The organism is Amycolatopsis sp., from assembly GCF_035546795.1.
Classification (GTDB): domain Bacteria; phylum Actinomycetota; class Actinomycetes; order Mycobacteriales; family Pseudonocardiaceae; genus Amycolatopsis_E.
Window position 1 is genome coordinate 52239 of sequence record NZ_DASZWC010000048.1, and the last position, 19896, is coordinate 72134.

The following is a 19896-nucleotide window of genomic DNA, read 5'->3' on the forward strand; positions in this document are numbered from 1 at the left end:
TGCTCAAAACCCGCCGCCCGCCATTTCCTCGCAGCTGCGCAGCACCACGGCAGCCACCCGGCGCTCTCCGACGCCGCACGCCGGATCCTCCGCGTAACTCCGCCATCGCCGCAGCGCATCGAAAATTGCGCGCTGCAGGCTCGCGTCATCCGCGCCGACGCGGTCCGCGAGCCCGGTGCCCTGCCCTCCCACCAGCCGGATCGCCTCGGCATGCAGTTCCGGTGGCAGCGAAGTCCGTCCCGCCCGCAGTGACGCCAGCGTCCGCAGTTCCCGGAAATCGTGCGCGGTCGCCAGCGTTCGTTCGAGCTCACCGGCGAGCCCTGCCGCGTGTGGGTGCGGCTCCATCCGCAGCACCACCTCCAGGCCCAGCAGCGCCGAACGAGCCTTCAAAATCCCTTGCCGCGCGACGAAATTCTGCTCGATCGAGTCCCGCAGCTCGGCCAGCCCGCTCCTGGGCACCAGCTGCGCCGCCAGCGCGGGCAGGGTGTGTGCCCCGCGCCGGATCAACGTCACCGCGAGCCGCACGCCGAACAGCCCGAACCGCTCCAGCAGCGCGGCCCGCACGCCGGTGTCGGTGGCGAGGAAACGGTCGGCTGAGAGCAGATGTGGCTCCAGCTCCGTGCGCGAGAGGGCGGCGAGCGCGGCCAGCGCGCCGAATTCGTCCTCCCGCATCGTCCGGCCGGCCGCGGCCAGCAACCCGGCGACGGGCACGACGTCCTGGCCCAGCTCGCTCACTTCGGGCTCGCGCCGGTAGCGCCGCGCGACCTGCCGCGCCGAAATCAGTGCGTCCAACCGGCCGCCGCCGAGCTCGTCGGCGCGCGACAGCACGACGATCGAGTTGATCGCCGCCGCCCGTGCGATCGGATGGTCCTGCAGTGTGTGCAGGAAACCGAGGTCCGCGTTGCGCGGATGCCGCACCAGGAACAGCACGGCGTCGGCCTCCATGCAGATGCCTTCCACGGTGTTCGGTGCCGAACTCGCGTCGATCGCCGGGGTGTCGAGCAGGGTCAGTTCACCCTGCGAACGACTCGGCGCGGCCCGGAACCACGCCAGCCCCTCACCCTCATGGGCGAATTCCTCGCCGCCGATCGCGTTGACCATCGTCGACTTGCCGGACTTCCGGGGACCGACCACGGCCAGCCGCAACGGGTCATCGAACCGGTCGAGATGCCGCCGCAGCCAGTTCACCGCCCGCGGGCTGTCCCGGTACGCCTCCAGCGCCCGCTCGATCAGCGAGCGCGTCCGTGCCGCCAGACTCACGCCGGCAGCCTCCGGAGCGCCGGCTCGGGCCGTGGCGCGAGCGCCTGCGCACGGCGCCGCAACAGCGAAAGCTCGTCCACATCGCGGCGGATCTGGTTCGCCCGCGCGGTGCGGCGCACGGTGTCCTCGTCGATCACGCGCTTGATCGACTTGGCCGACGCGGTGATCTCCCCGCGTAGCTCCTCGGCGACCGCGGTCAGCCTGTCCCGCAGCGTGCGGTGGATCTGCCGCGCGATGTCCTTGCTGTGCTTGCCATAGGTGAGGAAGAAGTCGTCGACATAGCGGTGCGCGGCCGTCTTCGCCGCCGCCTGCCTGCGCTTGAGCCGGTTGCCGCGTTCCTCCAGCACGCTCTTCGCGCCGAACGCCGCGCCCGCGCCGAGCGAGATGGGGTTGATCAGGTACATCCCCGCGATCGACGTCGCCAGACCGAACATCAGCACCCCGCTGTAGGACCCGCGCAGCCCGACGAACAGCTTCTGCCCGACCCCGAACCGCTCTACCTTCGGCATCCGCATGTCACCGATGGCCTCGGCGGGCGCCTCGCGCGGCAGCGAATCCGGCAGTGCATCGGACCGGTGTGGCGCGACCTGCCGCGCGATCTTGCGCGCGATCCACTCGTACCGGTCGAGCAGCCATTCGGAGTTCGTCTTCGCGACGGCCGTCAGGTTTTCGCGCAGCCAGGCCTCGAACTCGTCCCAGGTGCGCTGGGGATCGGCCACGTCGAAGTAGTCGTCGACCTCGACCAGGATCCGCCGGGTGCGATCGCGCAGATCGAATTCGACATCGGACAGCAGATCGGAAACCTCGTCGGACAGGAGCGTCTGCCACCGCCCGGCGTCGCGCTGCAACCTTTCCAAACGCTGACCCTCGGCGTGCCAGCGCGTGACCGCGTCGCCATTGTCGGGCTCTTGCGTGCTCGCGAATTCCTGCTGCAACGGACCGAGCAGGTCGTCGACAGTCTGCGTCGCGGTGGCCGCGACCGAGCGCCGGGCAAGCTGTTCGGCCTGCCCGAGCAGATCGTGGTGGAGAAAACGGACCAGGTCACCGAAGCCGGACTCCGCGTTGAGCGATTTGTCGCCGGTGCGCGCCGCCGCCAGCCGCAGCGTCGCCGAAACCGGGATGACCGTTGCCAGGAAACCGCATTCGTGCAGTTTGGCGCGGTTGCGCTCGGCCACCGTGCGCCAGCCGGGCACGAGGTCGATCTTGGTCAGCGCCAGGATGATCGTCGGGCACAGCCGCGCGATCTGTTCGAGCAGCCGGAGTTCGGTCGGGGAGAGCTCGCTCGTGGCGTCGCTGGCCATTACGACCGCGTCGGCCCCCATCGAATCCACCGCCTCGATCGCGGCGGGCGCGGGAGTGTCCACCAGCGCGAGTCCGTTGGCGAGCAGGGCGCGTGGCAGGCCGATTTCGGCGCGCACGATCGCCGCGCCGGAGCGAGCTTCGCGATTGGCTTCCGCGGTCACGGATTCGACCGGCACCGGGGCGTGGGAAGGAGATTCGATCGCCGTCTGCCCGCGGGTGATCATCGCGGCCGTGGGGGATTCGGCGTGCTGGATGACCGCGGGGACGGCGGTGGTGCCGTCGTCGCCGACCGCGCAGACCGGGGCGTTCAGCAACGCGTTGATCAACTGGCTCTTGCCCTGGCCGGACTCGCCGACCACGACCACGCGCAGTTTCGGGTCCAGCAGGCGGGTTCTGCGTTCCCGCAGCCGTTCCACCAGGTCGGGGCGCCGGTGGGTGGTGCAGGCCCGGACGGTGTCGTCCAGCACTTCGAGCCAGGGCGGTGCCATCACCCGAAGCAGTGTGCCTTGTTCGGTCACGGATAGGAAACGGCGGGGGCCTGTCCGTGAGACAGACCCCCGCCGCTATACGACCTCAGACGGCGTTCTCGCTTCCTGGGGAGGCACCGGGAACGCCGCCCGGCTCACTGGGCGCGGTCAGTGGCCGAGGGGCAGGTCGTGGTGCAGGCTGTCGAGACCGTCGGTCTGCGGCAGCGCGGAGTGGTCGAGCGAACCGGCGGCGTCGGAAAGCGGGCTGTGCGAGACCGCGTCGGTCACCGGGTTCTGGGTGATGGCGTGCTCCAGGTCGCCGGCCTGCGGCAGCGGGTTCGCCACCGGCAGGTGCGGCAGGGTCTGCGGCAGTTCGCTGGTGACGTGCACCGGCAGGTGCGACGGCACCTCGGCCGGCAGGGTGGGGGCGGCGGGCAGCGCCGGGACGCTTGGGGCGTCGGCGATGTGCGCGGAAACCGTCTCGGTGCCCTGGGAAATGTGGTCGGCGGCGGTCTGACCCCCGCTGGCCACGGCGTTGCCGACCGCCTCGCCGTTCACACCGGCCAGGTAGTTGCCGAGGGTGGCCGAACCACCCGCGACCTGACCGGCCAGCAGCTCGCCGCCGTTCGATACGTAGCCGGCGAGGGTGCCGGCGGCCGGGTCGCTCTTGGCCAGCGCGTCCGCGTCGAGGCTGTTGCCGAGGTCGTTGGCCGCGTCGAGGCTCGGCACGGGGGCCGGGACGCCGGTCGTGTTCACGCCGTAGGTGCCCAGCGCCGAGGCGGTCTGCAGGCCACCGGCGAAGCCGTCGGCCGAGGCGGTGCCGCTGCCGGCGAAGGTGCCCAGGTCGGAGTCGGAGGCGCTGGCGAGCGTCGCACCGTCGGGGCTGACGGCCGCGGTGCCAGCACCGGCGACCTCGTCACGGGCGTAGGCGATGGAGCCGGCGAACCCGTCGGCCGAACCGGCGGTGGATGTCTGGAAGGCGCCGAAGTCGGCGTTCTCCAGCGACGGGACCGAGTCGAGGCCCGGGGTGTCCAGCGGCAGGTCACCGGCCGAGACGGGGAGTGCGTCGGTGCTCAGCGGGAGGTCCGAGGCGTTCACCGGCAGCGCGTCCGTGCCCAGGGGCAGGTCGGCGCGGGCGGGCTCGGTCAGGGTCGGCGCAGAGACCGGCAGCGACGGCACGGAGACCGGCAGCGACGGCACGGAGACCGGGAGCGACGAGGGCGAAACAGGAAGCGCGTGCGCGGCGTCGGCGACGGCCTGCAGCTGGGCGATGGCGCCCTCGATGCCGGTGCCGTTCGTCGGCAGCGTGGCGACGACGGACTCGAGCGCGTCCGCGACCGGGGCCGGCGCGTAGTCGGCGACGAGCGGGGCGACTTCCTGGATGTCCTGCGGCGTAACGTCGCTCAGTCCGGCACCGGCAAGCGCGTCGGTCGGGTTCGTCGCGAACGCCGACCGCGCAGCGTCATCGGTCAGCAGGTTCAGCACGAAGTCGTGCAGGTTCTGGGCGGGGAGGGACAACGGAATCTCCGCAATCTCGGGGGATGGGATGGCAGCGTCCAGCTTCACAGCCGAGCGCCTCGACCAAAGTTAGAGTTCGCCGCTGGTTCTGCCATCGGGGATCGGTCCGGGTCCGAACCCCGGGGATCGAGGGGACGGCGTTAGGGGGTTAGGGGATTGGGCCCCAACGGCGGGCTTTGGTACGAAAGGACGAACCCCTAGGAGGCGGCACGAATGCGTTACGTCCTCGGCGTCGACATCGGCGGCACCCGTGTCAAGGCCGCGGTGTGCCGTCGTACCGGGGAGTCCTGGGCCGACCCGGAAGTGGTGCTGCGGGCCGAATCTGTCCTGCATGTCGCGGCCGACGCCACGGTCCTGGTCGGCACGGAAGCACGCCGGGCCGCGGTCGCCGAGCCGGAACGCCTCGCTCGAGGTTTCGTCCGGCGCGTCGGCGATGACGTGCCCTTCCTGCTCGGTGACGAGCTGTATCGGCCGGAATCACTGACCGCTGTCGTCGTCGGCTGGGTGGCTGATCAGGTCGCGGACATCGAGGGCAGTGAGGCCAACCGCGTCGCGGTGACGCACCCGCCCGGCTGGGGCCCGTACCGGCGCGGCCTGTTGCACGAAGCGCTCAAAGCGGCGGGATTCCCCGGCGCGGTGCTGCTGCCGGGGCCGGTCGCGGCGGCCGAGAGCCATTTGATGCGCGAGCGCGTCGAACCGGGCACTGTGCTGGGCGTTTCCCGCTTCGGCGGGGAATGCGTGGACAGCGCGCTGTTGCGTCGTGGTGCGACGACCTTCGAGACCATCGCGCACGACGAACAGCACGCGCCCGCGATCGACGACGTGCTCACCGAACATCTCCGCGAACGGTTCACCGGGGAGCCCGCGCAACTGCGCGCAGTGTGCCTGGAGGCGAAGGAACTGCTGTCCACAACCGGTGAAGTCGAGCTGTTGACGCGGGCGGAGTTCGAACGGCTGATCCGGCCGCTGCTCGCCATCGCGCTCGCCCCGCTGGGTCGCTACGAACAGCTCTCGGCCGCCTTACTGGTCGGTGGCACAGCGCGGATCCCGCTGCTGAAAGCGCTTGCGGAGGACTCGTTGAACTGCCGGGTCGTGGTCGATTCCGATCCGGGGACCGCCGCCTGCCGTGGCGCGGCCCTCGCCGCCCGGCCTCCTGCCGAAGCGCCGCCCGAGTCGACCGCACTCGTGCCCCGAATCACTGGCTACCCCGAGGTGGATTCGGCCGAGGTTTACGGTGCCGAGCCGGCGCCGCCCCGGCCACCGGTCGTGCTGACTCCGCTCGAACCCCCGAAGCGACGGTTCGTCCCGTCGCGACGCGGCGGTTCCCGAAACGAGGACGACGAGTGATCCTGCTGGACGAGCCCACCGAGCGGGTCTGCGCGGCCATCGTGTCCGGTGAGCTCGCGCCGGTCCGGCTCGCGATCGTCGCGCCTGGCGGGTACGGCAAGACAGCCGTGCTGGAGCACCTCGCCGGCGCCGACAACGTGCGACTGGTCGACGACGCGCATCTGCTCAGCGAAGCGGAGCTGACCGAGCTGCTGCGTTTCCTCGACGACGAGCACGCGGGGCTGGTCATCGCCGCCCGCCCACATCCGCGTCCCGACGGGCTGAACCAGGTGCTGGGGCGGCTGCGGGGCCAGATCGTTTTGCGGCCCTTCGACCGCGATCGCACCGCAGCCTTCCTCGGCGGTGCCGAGCGGGCCGAGGCGGTGCACGCGGAATCCGGTGGAGTCCCCGGCCTGGTCCGCGCGGTAGGAGACCTGTCCCTGTTGCGGCACGAGCTGGACCAGGCAGGCGACGACTTGGTCCGGTTCCTGCTCGCGGCCGAAGCCGGGATGGGCCCGGATCTTGTGCACGGCCAGAACGAGGCCGCGCACGCGACCGGTCTCGTCGCCGGCGACGGCCGGTTGTTGCCGATCGCCGCGCGCGCTTTGCGAGAGCTGATTTCCCGGGACAGGCAGATCGCGCTGCGGACGCAGCTCGTCGAGCTCCAGCTGGAACGGCAAGGCCCTGTGCTGCCGCTGGTCCGGCCTCTGATCGGCGCCGGGCTGACCGGCACCGAGATCGGCGCCGCGTTCGAAGCGGCTGCTGAGGAAGCGAGCGCCGAACCTGCGCTGGCCGCGAGGCTGTACGAAGCGGCCGTCAAGGCGGGGCGCCGTATCGGCGCGCGCTGGGCCGAAGCCGTTGCGCGCACTGGGGATTTCGACGAAGCGCTACGTCTGGCCGACGACGTGATCGCCACCGAAGACGCCCCAGACCGTGCGGACGCTGCGCGCGTCGCGGGCACTGCGCTCGCTCATCGCGGGCAGCTGGCGCATAGCGCGGAGCTGTTCCAGTGGTCGGACACGGGCGATTCGGCGTGCTTCGCGGCAATCGGTCTGGTCGGCACGGGGCGTCTCGCGGAAGCCGAGGCGTCGCTGGAAAAGTGCCGGGCGGGCGGGCCGCCGACTCTGCTGTCCGGCGCCGTTTCGTCGGCAGCGCGGGGTGTGCTCGAATCGGTGACCGGCCAGCCGGCGATGGCACTGTCCATTTTGGTCCGTGCCGCGGAGATGCTGGAACCGGTTTCGGCTCGCCAGCTGTTGCCGGACAGCCCGGCCGCGCTCGCCGCACTGGTCGCGTTGCACAGCGGTGAGGCGGTTATCGCGGAACCGCTGCTGGATCGCGCGATCGAGACGGGGACCCTGGCCACGCGGCATCGGTTGCTGCGCGCGTGGATCGCGATGTTGCGCGGCGACGAAGAAGCGGCGGCCGAGGGGCTTCGCGAGGCCGGAAACGAGCTTTCGCCGCGAGATTGGCTGTTCGCCGTCGGCCTGCGAGTCGGACTGGCCCGGCGTGCGAGCGATCTCGCGGCGCTGCGGCGGATTTGGGGCCAGGCAAGGGAAGCCGTCATGCGGCATCCGGTGGACCTGTTCACCTTCCTGCCGTTCGGCGAGTTCGAGGTCGCCGCGGCGCGGCTCGGTGAGCGGGCCCGGCTCGCGCCGCACCTGAGGCAGGGGCGGCAACTGTTGTCCGCGCTGGGCGATCCGCCGTTGTGGGCGACGGCGATGCATTGGAGCGGACTGCACGCCGCGATCCTCGACGAGCGGCCGGACGAGGCCGCCGAACACGCCGGTGCGCTCGCCGCCGGCGCCGGACCGTATTTCGCGGTGATGGCCCGCGCCGGCGAGTCCTGGCTGAAAGTGCTGGGCGGCGATGTCGACCCGGAGGCCGTGGAAGCCGCCGCGCGCGGGCTGCACGGCGTCGGCCTGTGCTGGGACGGGGCGCGGCTGGCGGGGCAGGCGGCCATCCGGACGTCGGACCGCAAGGCGATGGTGGCGCTGCTGGACTGCGCCCGGGTGCTGCAGGGGCGCGAACCGTCCGTGGCGCCGGGGCCCGCACGGCTCAGCGACCGGGAGCGTCAGGTCGCGGAGCTCGTGCTGGCGGGGTTGACCTACAAGCAGATCGGGGACCGGTTGTTCATCTCGGCCAAGACGGTCGAGCACCACGTGGCTCGCATGCGGCACCGGATCGGTGCCGGCAGCCGCAGCGAGCTACTGGCGGAACTGCGGGCCGAACTGGAGCCTGCTCAGGGCACGACCTGAACCGGGTCGCCGACGTGCAGGGTGTTGAAGAACTTCAGCGACGACGAGCTCGACAGGTGCACGCAGCCGTGTGAAGGGGTCGACAGGCTGCCGGTGTGGAAGGCGTCGCCGGGGTAGAAGAACACCGAGTTCGGCATCTCGGCGTTGTCGAACTCCTTGCTGTAGTGCATCTTCTCCTTGGAGAGCACGTGGAACATGCCTGTTGGCGTCGCGTAGCCCTTGCGGCCGGTGGTGATCGAGACGGGGCCGTAGATCACCTTGCCGCCGCTGATCAGCCAGGCCTTCTTCGCGGAGATATCGACGCAGGCGCCCTCGGTGATCGAGCACGGGGTGCCGGAGCTGTCGGCCTTCGCCGTCGTGGTGGTCGTGGTCTTCTTCGACGTCGTGCTCTTCTTCGTGGTGGTCGTCGTCGAAGGAGCCGGCTGGGTGGTCGTGGTGGTGGGCGGCACGGTGGTCGTGGTGGTCGGCGCCGCGCTGCTGGTGACCGGGGCGGCTTCGGCGGCCAGCGGTTTGACCGGTGCGTCGCTCGAACCCGAACCGCAACCCGCCAGAGCGGCGGCCGCGGCCACTGCGGTCAGCGCCAGCCAGATTTTCTTCACGCGCACGTGGGCCCTCCGGGGTCCGGTCTCGGTGGTTACGTCGATCTAGACGCCATTGGGGTCGGCGCGGTTGTGCCTTTCCTGGTCACGATCTTGTAGCGCCTCGAACAGTGACAACCCGAACACGCTTCGCAGCGGGACGCGGGGTGCTCGGTGATGATGAGATGGCGGCATGCGATACATCATCATCGGTGCGGGCGCGATCGGCTCGTCGGCGGCCGCCGAGCTGCACCTCGCCGGGATTCCCACAGTGTTGATCGCTCGCGGCGAGCATGGGGCGGTGATCCGGGAACGCGGACTGCGGTATGTGCGCCCGAGCGGCGCGCAGACGGTGCGGGTGCCGGTGGCCGAGAGCTCCGCCGACGTGGAGCTGACCTCTGAAGACGTACTGGTCATCGCGACGAAAAGCCAGGCGACCGAGGCCGTGCTCCAGGAATGGGCCTGGCTTCCCGCGGGTGACGGGTTCGCCGCGGATCTGCCGGTGGTGTGTCTGCAGAACGGTCTGGAGAACGAACGCGCGGCCCTGCGCCGGTTCGGCGTCGTCTTCGGTGCGGCGCTGTGGCATCCGGTGACGTTCGTTCATCCGGGCGAGGTCGTCGGGCGCGGGGCGGAGAAGCCCGGCATCTGGTGGCTGGGCAGGTATCCGGCCGGCGGGCATCCGGTGTTGCCCGCGATCGCCGAGGACTTCCGGGCGGCGGGCTTCGGGGTGCAGCTGGTGCCGGACGTGTCGCGGTGGAAGGCGGGCAAGCTGCTGAGCAACGTCGGAAATGCCGTGAATGCCTTGTACGGGAACAAGAAGGATGCGATGGTCGCAGTACGCGCCGAGGCCGAGCGTGTGTTCAAGGTGGCGGGGATCGATGCGGCCAACCTGGCAACCGAGTCCGAAATGGACATTTCGGTCGCGAACCCGGTGTCGGTGCCGGGGCACGATGCGGGTGGCGGTTCCACCTGGCAGAGTCTCGCCCGCGGCACCGGCACCATCGAAGGGGATTTCCTGAACGGGGAGATCGTGTTGCTCGGCCGTCTGCACGGGGTTGCGACGCCGGTCAACGAAGCTCTCCAACGCCGTCTCGCCGTCGCTGCGGCGCGCGGTGAAGCCCCAGGAACTGCGGACATCAAGGAGCTCGAATTGCCTTCCACACCGGTCCTGATCACGGCGGATCAGCTGGCCCGCCAGTTGGAGTCGGCCGATCCGCCGGTACTGCTGGATGTGCGCTGGGCCCTGGGCGATCCGAACGGTCACCGGCACTATTTGGACGGTCACATCCCCGGCGCGGTGTACGTCGATCTGGACACGGAGCTGGCGGCCCCACCGGTGCCGACCGAGGGACGCCATCCGCTGCCCGACGTGGAGGACCTGCAAGCAGCAGCTCGCCGTTGGGGCCTGCGCCAGGGCTCGCGCGTCGTCGCCTACGACGACAACGGAAACCTGGCGGCCGCCCGTGCGTGGTGGCTGCTGAAGTGGGCGGGCGTCGAGTCGGTGCAACTGCTCGACGGGGGCCTGGGGGCGTGGGAGGGTGCTCTGGAGAAGGGCTTCGGCCCGCCGCAGGAAGCACTTCCCGCGGCTGGGGCAACCTCAGCCTCGGGGCGTACTCCAGCCTCGGAACTCGCCCAAGTCCCGGCGCCAGTCAGCGCTGGGGACGTCGTGCTGCGGCCAGGCAACATGCCGGTGATCACCATGGACGAGGCCGCCTCTTTCGATGGTGTGCTGCTCGATGCGCGCGCCGCCGAGCGTTATCGAGGCGAGCAGGAGCCGGTCGACCCACGTGCCGGCCACATTCCGGGCGCCGTCAACGCCCCAACCGGAGAGAACCTCACCCCCGACGGTCATTTCCGTTCACCCGCAGACCTTGCAGCCCGCTTCGATGCGTTAGTAGGCAACGGGGTGCCTGGCGACGGCGCATCGGCCGACCCCGTGGCTGGCGAAGCTGCACCGGGTGGCGATGGGTCTGGTGGCGGCGAGTTTGGTGACGGCGAGTCCGGCAAGGCGTTGCCGGGTGGCGATGCGTTTGGCAAGGCGCTGCCGGGTGGCGATGCGTTTGGCAAGGCGTTGCCGGGTGGCGATGCGTTTGGCGAGGGTTCCTCCACCCCGGCCGGTAGTGGGTCTGGCGAAGCTGTGCCGGCCGCCGCGCCTGGCGAGAGTTCTTCGGCCCCCGGCAGTAGTGCGTCCGCCGACGGCAATGCGTTGCCCGGCGATAGTGGGTCCCGCGGCGGTAATGCGTCGCGGGGCGATAGTGCGTTGCCCGGTGGTAATGCGTTGCCTGGCGATAGTGCGTCCGCCGGCGGTAATGCGCTGCACGGCGGTGCAACCGCTGCCGGTGAGACTCCACAGGTAGCCGTCTACTGCGGTTCCGGCGTCACGGCCGCGCATGAGATCGCCGCCCTGGCAGCCGCCGGCATCAACGCCGCCTTGTACCCGGGCTCCTGGTCTCAATGGTCGAATCACCCGGACCGCCCCGCCGCCACCGGGCCGACCCCATGAGCCACCCCATGAGCCATAGCCGATCGCGGCATTGAACCCTGGAGTGCGGACTCGGAGCGCCGGCTCCCGGGTTCCCGCGGGCCGAGACTGGCTGACGAACTGTGGCCAAGCTACCCGGGATTCGTCAGTCTCGGTCGGCCCGCTGCGGTCGCACGACCAACCTGAACACGGTGTAGACGAGCCCGGAAACGATGAGGCCGACGTAATACGCGAGGTCAGCGCCGTGCGTGGCCTCCGCAACCGGCCCCGTGAACAAGCTCGTGTTCATGAACGGCACCGCTGCGCCACAACCCACGAGGAATGCCAACAGCGCTGGCCAGCCCGGCTGTCGCACCGCCACCTCGGCGAGGACATCAAAACGGCGTCCGCGCCGCGTCCGGAACCACCAGTCGATCGTCACGACGCCGACGAACGGTGGCACCCAGTACCCGATCACCAGCAGGACGTCCTCGAATTTGGACGCCAGGTCGCCGCTGTGCATCCACAGGATCAACGCGAACGCGATCACCGTGACGACCACCGCGGAAACCGGCCGCCGCAACCGCACGCCGACTGTCTGCAGCGCGAGCGAGCCGCTGTAGTCGTTCATTGCGTTCGAGGACACGGCCGTCAACGCAATCACCAGCAACGCCACCGTTCCCAGCACGCCGCCGCCAAGCAGTGTGTTGATGCCCGCCGTCGTCTGATCGCTCAGTGTCTGCCCGGCGGCCAGCCCGAGCACCTCACCCCAGACGAAGGACAAGGTCACACCGAGCAAGGTGTACACGAACGCCCGTGGCCGCGAAGTCGACTTCGGCAGGTACCGGCTGAAGTCGGACGCGTAGCTGGCCCAGGAGATCGCCAGGCTCAAAGCGATCGTGCTGAACAGCAGAAACGCACCGACCAAGTCGCCACCGGAAACCGTGTTCGCGACGGCGACCGTGTGCCCGCCGAGCAACTTCACCGACAGCACGATGAAGAACACCGCGATCACGACGGTCATCACCGCCTGCACGCGGTGAATCACCTCGTAGCCCAGCACCCCGACCGCACATTGCAGCAGCAACACGATCGCGACAGCCAGCCAGAACGGAAGCCCGAGCAGTTGAGCCAGTGCGTCCCCACCGAATAACCCGACGAGCGCGTCCCAAGCGATGGAATTCAGCCATTGCACCAACCCCGGCAGCACGACCGTCCCACGGAACGGCAGCCGCGCCAGTGGTAACTGGGCGGTACCCGTGAGCGGACCCCAGGTCGCGAGGTAAGCGACCGGAATTGCGCCCAGCACAGTACCGACGAGCAATGCCACGAGTCCGGTGCCGAACCCAAGGCCGAGCCCAGCACCCAACGTTCCCGAGAAGACCGCTGTCATGGTCAGGTTCGGTGCGAAGAACACGGTCAGCAGGCGGATCGGCCTGCCGAACCGGTTGGCGTCCGGGATCGGCGTGATCCCGTGAGACTCGACCACCAGATCGCCTGCACGCTTCGGCATCCGACCGCCGAACACGTCCGCCGTCAGCGCTGTCCTGTCCATGCCATCACGTTCTCACAACCCCAGGTGTGACCTGCGCCGACGGCCAGTGTGGGCCACTCCACATCGCAGTGTCGGCCCGGCCGGTCTGGTAGTTGTGGAGTGTGCGTTTCCGGCCGACCACTTCACATTGGGGCGCCTTCTCCGCCGGTATCGGTGCAGACGGGCGCCTGCAGGTTGCCGCGCACCCCGACGACAAGTCGCCCTCGCCTCTGCTCGGTAACGTCCCCGCCGCGCTGCACCACCCCACGAGGGTTGCCGCTCCAGCCGTTCGCCGCGGTTGGCTGGAACGCGGCCCTGGAGCGGACACTGCCCGCGGTGACGACGAGTTCGTCCAACTCGGCTGGGACGAAACCCTGGACCTGTTGGCCGCAGAGCTTCTGAGAGTCCGCGAACACCATGGCAACCAAGCGATCTTCGGCGGGTCGTACGGCTGGGCCAGCGCGGGCCGGTTCCATCACGCGCAGAGCCAGCTGCGCCGGTTTCTCAATGCATTCGGTGGTTTCACCTCCAGTCGTCACACTTACAGCCACGGCACCAGCACCGTCGTGCTCCCTCACATCGTCGGGGGCTCGGATGACGTATTCCGCAACGGATCCAGCTGGCCGACGATTGTGCAGAACACCGAGCTCCTCGTGGCTTTCGGCGGCATCCCGGAGAAGAACGTCTTCGTCACCTCCGGTGGAGTAAGCCGTCACCACATTCCAGGTTTCCTGGCTCAACTTGGTGAGCGTGGCGTCGACGTCGCCTTGATCAGTCCACTTCGTGCGGATTTTCCGTCCACAATGGATGCAGAGTGGTACCCGATCCGGCCGTCCACCGACACCGCATTGATGCTGGCGTTGGCACACACTCTGGTTGTGGAAGATCTACATGATCGCTCCTTTCTTGGCACCTACTGTGCAGGCTATGATGAGTTCGAGCGTTATTTGCTGGGTGTTGATGACGGCATAGCCAAGGACGCCGAGTGGGCCAGCCACATCACCGAGGTCTCAGCCTCCGAAATCGTTTCCCTGGCAAGAAAAATGGCCTCGTCGCGGACATTCATCACGGTCACCTGGTCGCTACAGCGTGCCGAGCACGGAGAGCAGCCTGTGTGGGCTGCCATCACGCTCGCGGCCATGCTGGGGCAGATCGGCCTCCCCGGCGGCGGTTTCGGCCACGGCTACGGTTCCATGGGGGACAGCGGCGACATCGGACCGGAATTCCGGGTTCCCTACCTGCCGCAGGGGATCAATCCGGTCGAGGAGTTCATCCCGGTTGCGCGGATAGCCGATATGTTGCTCAACCCAGGCCGTTCGTACGACTTCGACGGCGCAGTCCGGACTTATCCCGATATCCGCCTTGTGTACTGGGCAGGCGGTAACCCGTTCCATCACCACCAGGACCTCAACCGGCTCCGAAGGGCCTTTGCTCGCCCGGACACCGTCATCGTGCACGAGCCGTATTGGACTGCCACCGCCCGGCACGCCGACTTCGTCCTTCCGAGCACCACCTCCTTGGAACGCGAGGACTTCGGATCAGGTCGTCGTGACACTCACCTTGTTGCCATGCACAAGGTTGTCGACCCCTACGGCGAAGCGAGGGACGATTACGCCATTTTTTCCGAACTATCCTCACGGCTCGGACTCGAAGAACGCTTCACCGAAGGCCGCTCGGCACGTGGCTGGCTCGAGCACCTCTACGGCTCTTGGCGAAACACCGTCCTCCAAGAGGGCTTCACCGTACCGTCGTTCGCGGATTTCTGGTCCACTGGCGAGTATCCGCTACCTGCCGAGGACCCCGAACGGACTCTGTTCGAGGCCTTCCGTAAAGATCCGATGGCCAATCGCCTGCCCACACCGAGCGGGAAGATCGAGATCACCTCCCAAGTCGTCAAGTCGTTCGGCTATGCGGATTGTCCCGGTCATCCGGCCTGGTTGGAACCCGTTGAATGGCTCGGCGGGCCACGGGCCGCACACTTCCCGCTGCAGATGATTGCCAACCAGCCACGTACTCGACTGCACAGCCAACTCGACGTCGGCTCGGTGAGCCAATCCGGGAAGGTGGCCGGCCGCGAGGCCATCCACATCCATCCCGATGACGCGGCCGCACGGGGAATCGCCGACGGTGACGTGGTGCATGTGTTCAACGACCGCGGCGGCTGCCTTGCGGGCGCCGTACTCACGACGGAGCTTCGCCCCGGCGTGGTGCAGCTACCGACCGGTGCGTGGTTCGATCCGCACGGATCCCTTTGTCTGCACGGAAATCCCAACGTGCTCACAGCCGATCGCCCGACCTCCCGACTATCCCAAGGCTGTGCCGGGCAGCTCGTGCTCGTCGAGATCGAGCGGTACGACGGCGCTCCGCCACCGGTCACTGTGGGGTCCCCACCCGAATTGACCACACGCTGAGCCCGGCCCCACAAGCGAGCCGCACGCCTGCAGCATCCGAGAACCACTTGCCGAAGTGACGGCGCAGCGAACAGCTTCAGTGCACGCACGATGAACTCCCCAGTTCCATTGGATCGCGGCGAATGCCTGAGCTCGACTGTAGCGCGATATCGACGGTCAATCCCCACTCTTTCGGGCGTTCTTCGACTGACATGTCAACCAAGATCTGTCTTTTGGCAGATGGTTATTTCCGGCTCGCTCCGGAAGGCTCGAGCGGGTAGGCCAAGGATGGGAGTGGAGATGTGGACACTGCAAACACGTTTGCTACCAACAGTTTTTCGCGTCGGTTCAAGGGAGGGAGTCACCATCGTGGGTGGACGGATCCGCAGCGGACCGCCGCTGAAGCGGGCTGGTGGAGGCTCTCGTCGAGATGGTCTTGGTTCCCCGTCGCGACAGTCGTCGTGCTGGCCTGCCTCGGGCTCCCGCGAGTCGGTGTCCTGCCGATGGTTTCCGCCGTAACGGCTGCATGCTGCGCCACCGCGAGCGCCTTTTGCCGGCCGAGAAAGAGCGCGGCGTTGATCGGCGGCGCGGTGTGTGCCGCGGCGGTGTCCTTGGTGAGTACCGCCATCGAGTCCGGCGACACCCCTGACGCACTTGCGGGATGGCTGCTGGTCGAGACGGCCTTCATGCTCATTGCGTTAGCACAAGTGGCGAGGTGGGCTCCGTCAAGGCTTGCGCTGCCGACCGGAACTCTGGTCTTCGGCGCCGTTCTTGTGTCGCCCGTACGGATCGGTCCGTGGTCGACGTCCCCGGTCCCGATCGCCGAATTCGTCAAACCATGTTGCTGCTGGGGGGTTTTGGGTGCCTGCGCGTTGGCTGTGGGGTTGTACCTCAGGTCGCTCGACGAGGCGTCCGCCTGGTCGATTCGGGCGGCCCGCCAGGAACAACGGTCACAGTTGGCCCGTGACGTTCACGACTGGCTCGCACACGAGGTGACCGGAATAGTGCTCGAGGCGCAAGCTGCGAGGCTTGCGGTGCGGAACGTTGAGGCAACCGGGCTTGCGTTGAAAAGGATCGAGGATTCCGGCGTGCGCGCACTGTCCTCAATGGATCGCGCGATCCTCCTGCTGCGTACGGCACATGACACAGGCCGGCCGCCGGACGAGCAACCGCACTCCCTCACTGAGCTACGCGACACGGTTGACCGATTCGCGAACGGAAGCCAAGCGTCTGTGCGTCTCCTGCTTGAGGCCGGAGTTGAGGAGGCAAGACCGGAAACGGCTTCGACTATCCATCGGATTGTGCTGGAGTCATTGACGAACATTCGAAGACACGCCACGTCCGCCGACATTGTCGACATCTCGGTACGAAGACATGGAGCCGAACTTGTCGTGGATGTCATGGACAATGCGGGGGAAGCGCGCAGATCGAGGGGGACAGCCCGCCCGCTTGGTGGGCGTGGGCTGGCAGGGCTGGCCGAACAGGTCGATGCCCTTGGTGGGACTTTCGGCGCAGGTCCGGTCGAACCTCAGGGCTGGCGGGTTCACGTCGTACTTCCGGCGGACCTGTGACGGCGAACGGCACTGCACCGTATGTGGACAGCGAAAAGCCCGAGGTCATCTCTGTACTGGTCGCCGATGACCAAGAGATGGTCAGGCGGAATCTGCGTCGGATCCTTGAATCACAAGGTGACGTGCGGGTCGTTGGTGAGGCGGTGGACGGGGTCGAGGCGATCGAGCAGGCACGTGAGCTTCGGCCGGACGTCGTCCTCGTCGACATTAGGATGCCGCGAAAGGATGGGCTTGCGGTGGCCCGGGCTCTGGCGGGCCCGGGCGTCGATGATCCGTTGCGTGTTGTCGTGATCACCACCTTCGATCTCGACGAGTACGTCTACACCGCGCTGCGAAACGGGGCGTGTGGGTTTCTGCTCAAACGGTCAGGTCCTGCATTGCTGGTCGAGGGCATCCGGGCGGCGGTTGCCGGCGACATGTTGATCAGCCCGCAAGTCACCGTGCAGTTACTCCGCCACCTTGCGCGGCATGGCGCGGCGGGGTGGCACGGTGAGCCCTTGACCGAACGGGAAGTCGCGGTTGTGTGTCTCATCGCGGATGCGAAGACAAATCCGGAGATCGCGGCCGAGCTGTCCATCACGCCGGGGACGGTCAAGACGCATGTGGCGACAATCCAGCGAAAGCTCCAGGCTCGCAACCGTGTTGCCATCGCGGCTTGGGCGTGGGAAACCGGCCAGAAAGTAAGGATCTCAGGTTAGTTGTCCACGGGAAAAGGCTTCTACTGGTAGTGACTCTCCGCGCGAGGCTTGAAGGTGTGATCACCCAATAGTGTCATCTTTTCGCGGGAAAGGGGAAAGCGAAGGTCTCTCAGCATTGGTTGACCCATCGTCCTGGTAGTTTCGGCCGAGCCTTGAGTTTCGCCGCGTGTGCGGCCGGGTGAACCCCCGCTCGGCGGCGACGGACAGAACTCACAGCAACGGCTGATCGATGGAGGATTTTGGATGGCGCGCACGACTCTGCGCAGCAGGTCGGGTGACATCGTGACGGCGGCACGGATCGCTGACCGTACGGGAATTGTCGCTGCGAGTGCGCCTCCGGCCGCCGAGGTTCCGGAGCCTCGTGTGGAGGACGGTCATGAGTCCACCCTGCTGGCCTTGGCCGCGCCTGACGGGCGCCGACCGGTCGCCGGCCGGGGATGGCGAACGGCGCTCTTGACCTGTGCGGCTGCCGTGCTCCTGGGCGTCGGCTGGATAGGTGGAGGGACGTTCGGTCAGCGTGATGACCCCACGCCGACCGTCGCTGCGGGTGCCACCTACGAGCAAGATCAGACCGGGACTCCCAAGGGCACGGAGAATCCTGTCGCGACGACGCCCCCTCCGTCTGTTGCGCAGCCCGCGTTACCGTCGGCAAGTGACAAGAAGGCGGCCAACTCGACTACGAGGAAGAGCACCAGCTCCAAGCCGGTGACGAGCACGACCTCGGACAACGCATCCGTTCAGGCGCGCGATGACGAAACCGAGTCAGCGTCGCCGCAGCGATTTGACCCGGCGTATCAGATAAATGCGGTGCCCCAGAGTCTTCGGGACATCTTCGAGGCCATGACCCGATATGGCACCGTCAGGTCGTTCGGCCACTGATTGAAGCTGGGGTGGAGACGCCGGGTGTAATGCTGCGCGCCCACGGCCCAGGCCATCCGATCAGGGTGATGAGTCGGGAGACCACGGCGGTCGGACACTGTGCCGAGAACGATTCCGGTGACGAGGTGCTCTGCGGAGGCGGACCGTCTACATGCAGACGGTCGCGACCAGACAGGGTGTGACCCGGCGGTACCCACGACAACCGCGGCCGTTGGGCAGCGGTCGTCGCAGCCGTCTGGGAACGCGATGTCGGGATCGTCGTCTCACCGCGGGGCCACCGGGATGACGGCGACGGTCGGCAGGTTAACGGCTGTCGTTACCTGCCGGGCGTTCTCAGACGTTGGTGATCTCGTCGATGAAGGCATCGACGTCGAAGTGCTCGCTTTCGGCGCCAATCGGGACCACCTGGGCGGAGGTGTCGAGGAAGCGCTCGACGTCTTCTCGCTCGATCTCGACGAGTGCGTAGCCGTCGGGGGACTCGATTTCGAGGATCAGAATGTCCTCGTCCGTCGCCAGGTCCGGGCGGACCCGGACATCGCCGAGGCCGGCAGGCTCCTGCAAACCCTGCACGAGCAGATCACGGGCGAAGGTCCACTCCACCCACCGGCCGCGCTCCGTGCGGAACGCGATGTTGACGGCAAACGGCTCGGTGCCCACATAGGACAGTCGAGACAGGACGGGTGCGCTCGAGCCGTTCAGCGTGACGAACTGGCTCTGGTTGACGGCATCGGTGTTCACGTGCCCCTCCTCGCGGTTCAATGTTCGCGGGCCCGAACTGTTCGGACAGCGAGGAGATGGCGCTGAGTGTCGATGATGATGCGTGGAGCCCGACTTTCACGCGATCCGGTGTAAATGCCGGAACCATGTAACACACGCTCAGTGTGCTGTCAGCGCCCGTTCAGGGGAACGCTGAGGCCGACCTTGACCCGGTCCATCACCACGCTGGTCGTGAAATGGCGGACTTCGCCGTTGTCGAAGAACATCCGCCGGGTGAAGGCCTCGAACTCCGTCATGTCCGAGCAGTTGACCACCAGCACGAAATCGGCCGAGCCGGTCACGTAGTAGCACTGCTGAACCGCCGGATCGGCTTGTACCTGCTTGCGGAAGGCTTCGAGCACTTCGATCCGCTCGCGTTCCATCTCCACGGTCACCACGAACGTCATGTTGACGCCGACGGCTTTCGGGTCGACGACAGCGACCTCCCGCGCGATGACGCCGGCTTCTCGGAGACGCTTGATCCTGCGCTGCACCGCAGCAGCCGACAGGCCGACATGCGCGCCGATGGACTCGGCGATCATTCGGGCGTCGTCTTGCAATCTGCTGAGAATGGCTCGGTCGAGATGATCCAGATCGGCGGCGGGCACCTCAGCATCGTAGCCAAAAACCGCTGATCGGAGCTTCGATTAACGGACCGGTGGTTGCATTCCGCGGCTGGGCATCGGTGGCTCGACGGTGGGTATTGGCTGGACAACGGCGAGTTGTGTGGCGGCGCCGCATTCGGAGGCTCGCAGCTTGGCCGGGTGGGCGGATGTCGGTGCCGAAGACCGCCGGGCGGAGGACGCCCGCTCCGGGAGGGTCTGGCCGAGGATGCAGGGCCGGGAGTGTGGGGCCGATCGGAGTGCTCCCCGGCCGGGCCGTCCGCCCCGCCACGCCGGCG

13 protein-coding genes are annotated in these 19896 nt (G+C 67.9%); 6 read left to right on the forward strand and 7 right to left on the reverse strand.

Annotation, left to right across the window (positions count from 1 at the left end):
- Positions 1 to 3: 3 nt before the first annotated feature.
- The 3 genes from VHD82_RS26210 to VHD82_RS26220 form a co-directional block, all read right to left on the reverse strand.
- Positions 4 to 1260, reverse strand: coding sequence for a hypothetical protein (locus VHD82_RS26210; RefSeq protein ID WP_325709393.1), 1257 nt, complete (start codon positions 1258 to 1260; stop codon positions 4 to 6).
- The gene (locus VHD82_RS26215) at positions 1257 to 3053 is read right to left on the reverse strand and encodes a dynamin family protein (RefSeq protein ID WP_325709397.1); all 1797 of its coding nucleotides are present in this window, start codon (positions 3051 to 3053) and stop codon (positions 1257 to 1259) included. Before VHD82_RS26215 ends, VHD82_RS26210 begins: the two co-directional genes overlap by 4 nt.
- A gap of 144 nt (positions 3054 to 3197) precedes the next feature.
- Positions 3198 to 4547, reverse strand: coding sequence for an IniB N-terminal domain-containing protein (locus VHD82_RS26220; RefSeq protein WP_325709401.1), 1350 nt, complete (start codon positions 4545 to 4547; stop codon positions 3198 to 3200).
- A gap of 213 nt (positions 4548 to 4760) precedes the next feature.
- On the opposite strand from VHD82_RS26220, the gene VHD82_RS26225 reads away from it, so the two are divergent.
- Positions 4761 to 5894, forward strand: coding sequence for an Hsp70 family protein (locus VHD82_RS26225; RefSeq protein ID WP_325709404.1), 1134 nt, complete (start codon positions 4761 to 4763; stop codon positions 5892 to 5894).
- Complete coding sequence (locus tag VHD82_RS26230; protein ID WP_325709407.1) at positions 5891 to 8128, forward strand: helix-turn-helix transcriptional regulator; 2238 nt, start codon at positions 5891 to 5893, stop codon at positions 8126 to 8128. Before VHD82_RS26225 ends, VHD82_RS26230 begins: the two co-directional genes overlap by 4 nt.
- On the opposite strand, the gene VHD82_RS26235 is transcribed toward VHD82_RS26230, so the two are convergent.
- A complete protein-coding gene (locus VHD82_RS26235; protein WP_325709410.1) occupies positions 8113 to 8733 on the reverse strand; it encodes a L,D-transpeptidase in 621 nt (206 codons plus the stop codon). The genes VHD82_RS26230 and VHD82_RS26235 overlap by 16 nt on opposite strands.
- Before the next feature lie 166 nt (positions 8734 to 8899).
- On the opposite strand from VHD82_RS26235, the gene VHD82_RS36900 reads away from it, so the two are divergent.
- Positions 8900 to 11209 (forward strand): rhodanese-like domain-containing protein, encoded by a 2310-nt coding sequence (locus VHD82_RS36900; protein WP_414637579.1) that lies wholly within the window; start codon positions 8900 to 8902, stop codon positions 11207 to 11209.
- 124 nt (positions 11210 to 11333) lie between these two features.
- Here the strand turns inward: VHD82_RS36900 and VHD82_RS26250 are convergent, their stop codons facing one another.
- Positions 11334 to 12722 (reverse strand): purine-cytosine permease family protein, encoded by a 1389-nt coding sequence (locus tag VHD82_RS26250; protein ID WP_325709413.1) that lies wholly within the window; start codon positions 12720 to 12722, stop codon positions 11334 to 11336.
- 101 nt (positions 12723 to 12823) lie between these two features.
- Here VHD82_RS26250 and VHD82_RS26255 point away from each other — a divergent pair, with 101 nt between their 5' ends.
- The 3 genes from VHD82_RS26255 to VHD82_RS26265 all read left to right on the forward strand — a co-directional run bounded on the left by VHD82_RS26255 (position 12824) and on the right by VHD82_RS26265 (position 17360).
- A complete protein-coding gene (locus VHD82_RS26255) occupies positions 12824 to 15112 on the forward strand; it encodes a molybdopterin-dependent oxidoreductase (RefSeq protein ID WP_325709416.1) in 2289 nt (762 codons plus the stop codon).
- A 482-nt stretch (positions 15113 to 15594) separates the two neighbouring features.
- Positions 15595 to 16662, forward strand: coding sequence for a sensor histidine kinase (locus VHD82_RS26260; protein ID WP_325709419.1), 1068 nt, complete (start codon positions 15595 to 15597; stop codon positions 16660 to 16662).
- Positions 16659 to 17360, forward strand: a complete 702-nt coding sequence (locus VHD82_RS26265; protein ID WP_325709422.1) for a response regulator transcription factor — start codon at positions 16659 to 16661, stop codon at positions 17358 to 17360. The genes VHD82_RS26260 and VHD82_RS26265 overlap by 4 nt, the downstream gene beginning before the upstream one ends.
- Before the next feature lie 1212 nt (positions 17361 to 18572).
- On the opposite strand, the gene VHD82_RS26270 is transcribed toward VHD82_RS26265, so the two are convergent.
- Together VHD82_RS26270 and VHD82_RS26275 are read right to left on the reverse strand one after the other, a co-directional pair.
- Positions 18573 to 18977 (reverse strand): SsgA family sporulation/cell division regulator, encoded by a 405-nt coding sequence (locus tag VHD82_RS26270; RefSeq protein WP_325709425.1) that lies wholly within the window; start codon positions 18975 to 18977, stop codon positions 18573 to 18575.
- Positions 18978 to 19126: 149 nt separating this feature from the next.
- Positions 19127 to 19603, reverse strand: a complete 477-nt coding sequence (locus VHD82_RS26275) for an Lrp/AsnC family transcriptional regulator (RefSeq protein ID WP_325709428.1) — start codon at positions 19601 to 19603, stop codon at positions 19127 to 19129.
- Positions 19604 to 19896: the final 293 nt, after the last annotated feature.

Coding starts and splice junctions, on each gene's coding strand:
- VHD82_RS26225 (WP_325709404.1), top strand. CDS start 4,761: ATGCGTTACGTCCTCGGCGTCGACATCGGCGGCACCCGTGTCAAGGCC.
- VHD82_RS26260 (WP_325709419.1), top strand. CDS start 15,595: ATGGTTTCCGCCGTAACGGCTGCATGCTGCGCCACCGCGAGCGCCTTT.
- VHD82_RS36900 (WP_414637579.1), top strand. CDS start 8,900: ATGCGATACATCATCATCGGTGCGGGCGCGATCGGCTCGTCGGCGGCC.
- VHD82_RS26250 (WP_325709413.1), bottom strand. CDS start 12,722: ATGGACAGGACAGCGCTGACGGCGGACGTGTTCGGCGGTCGGATGCCG.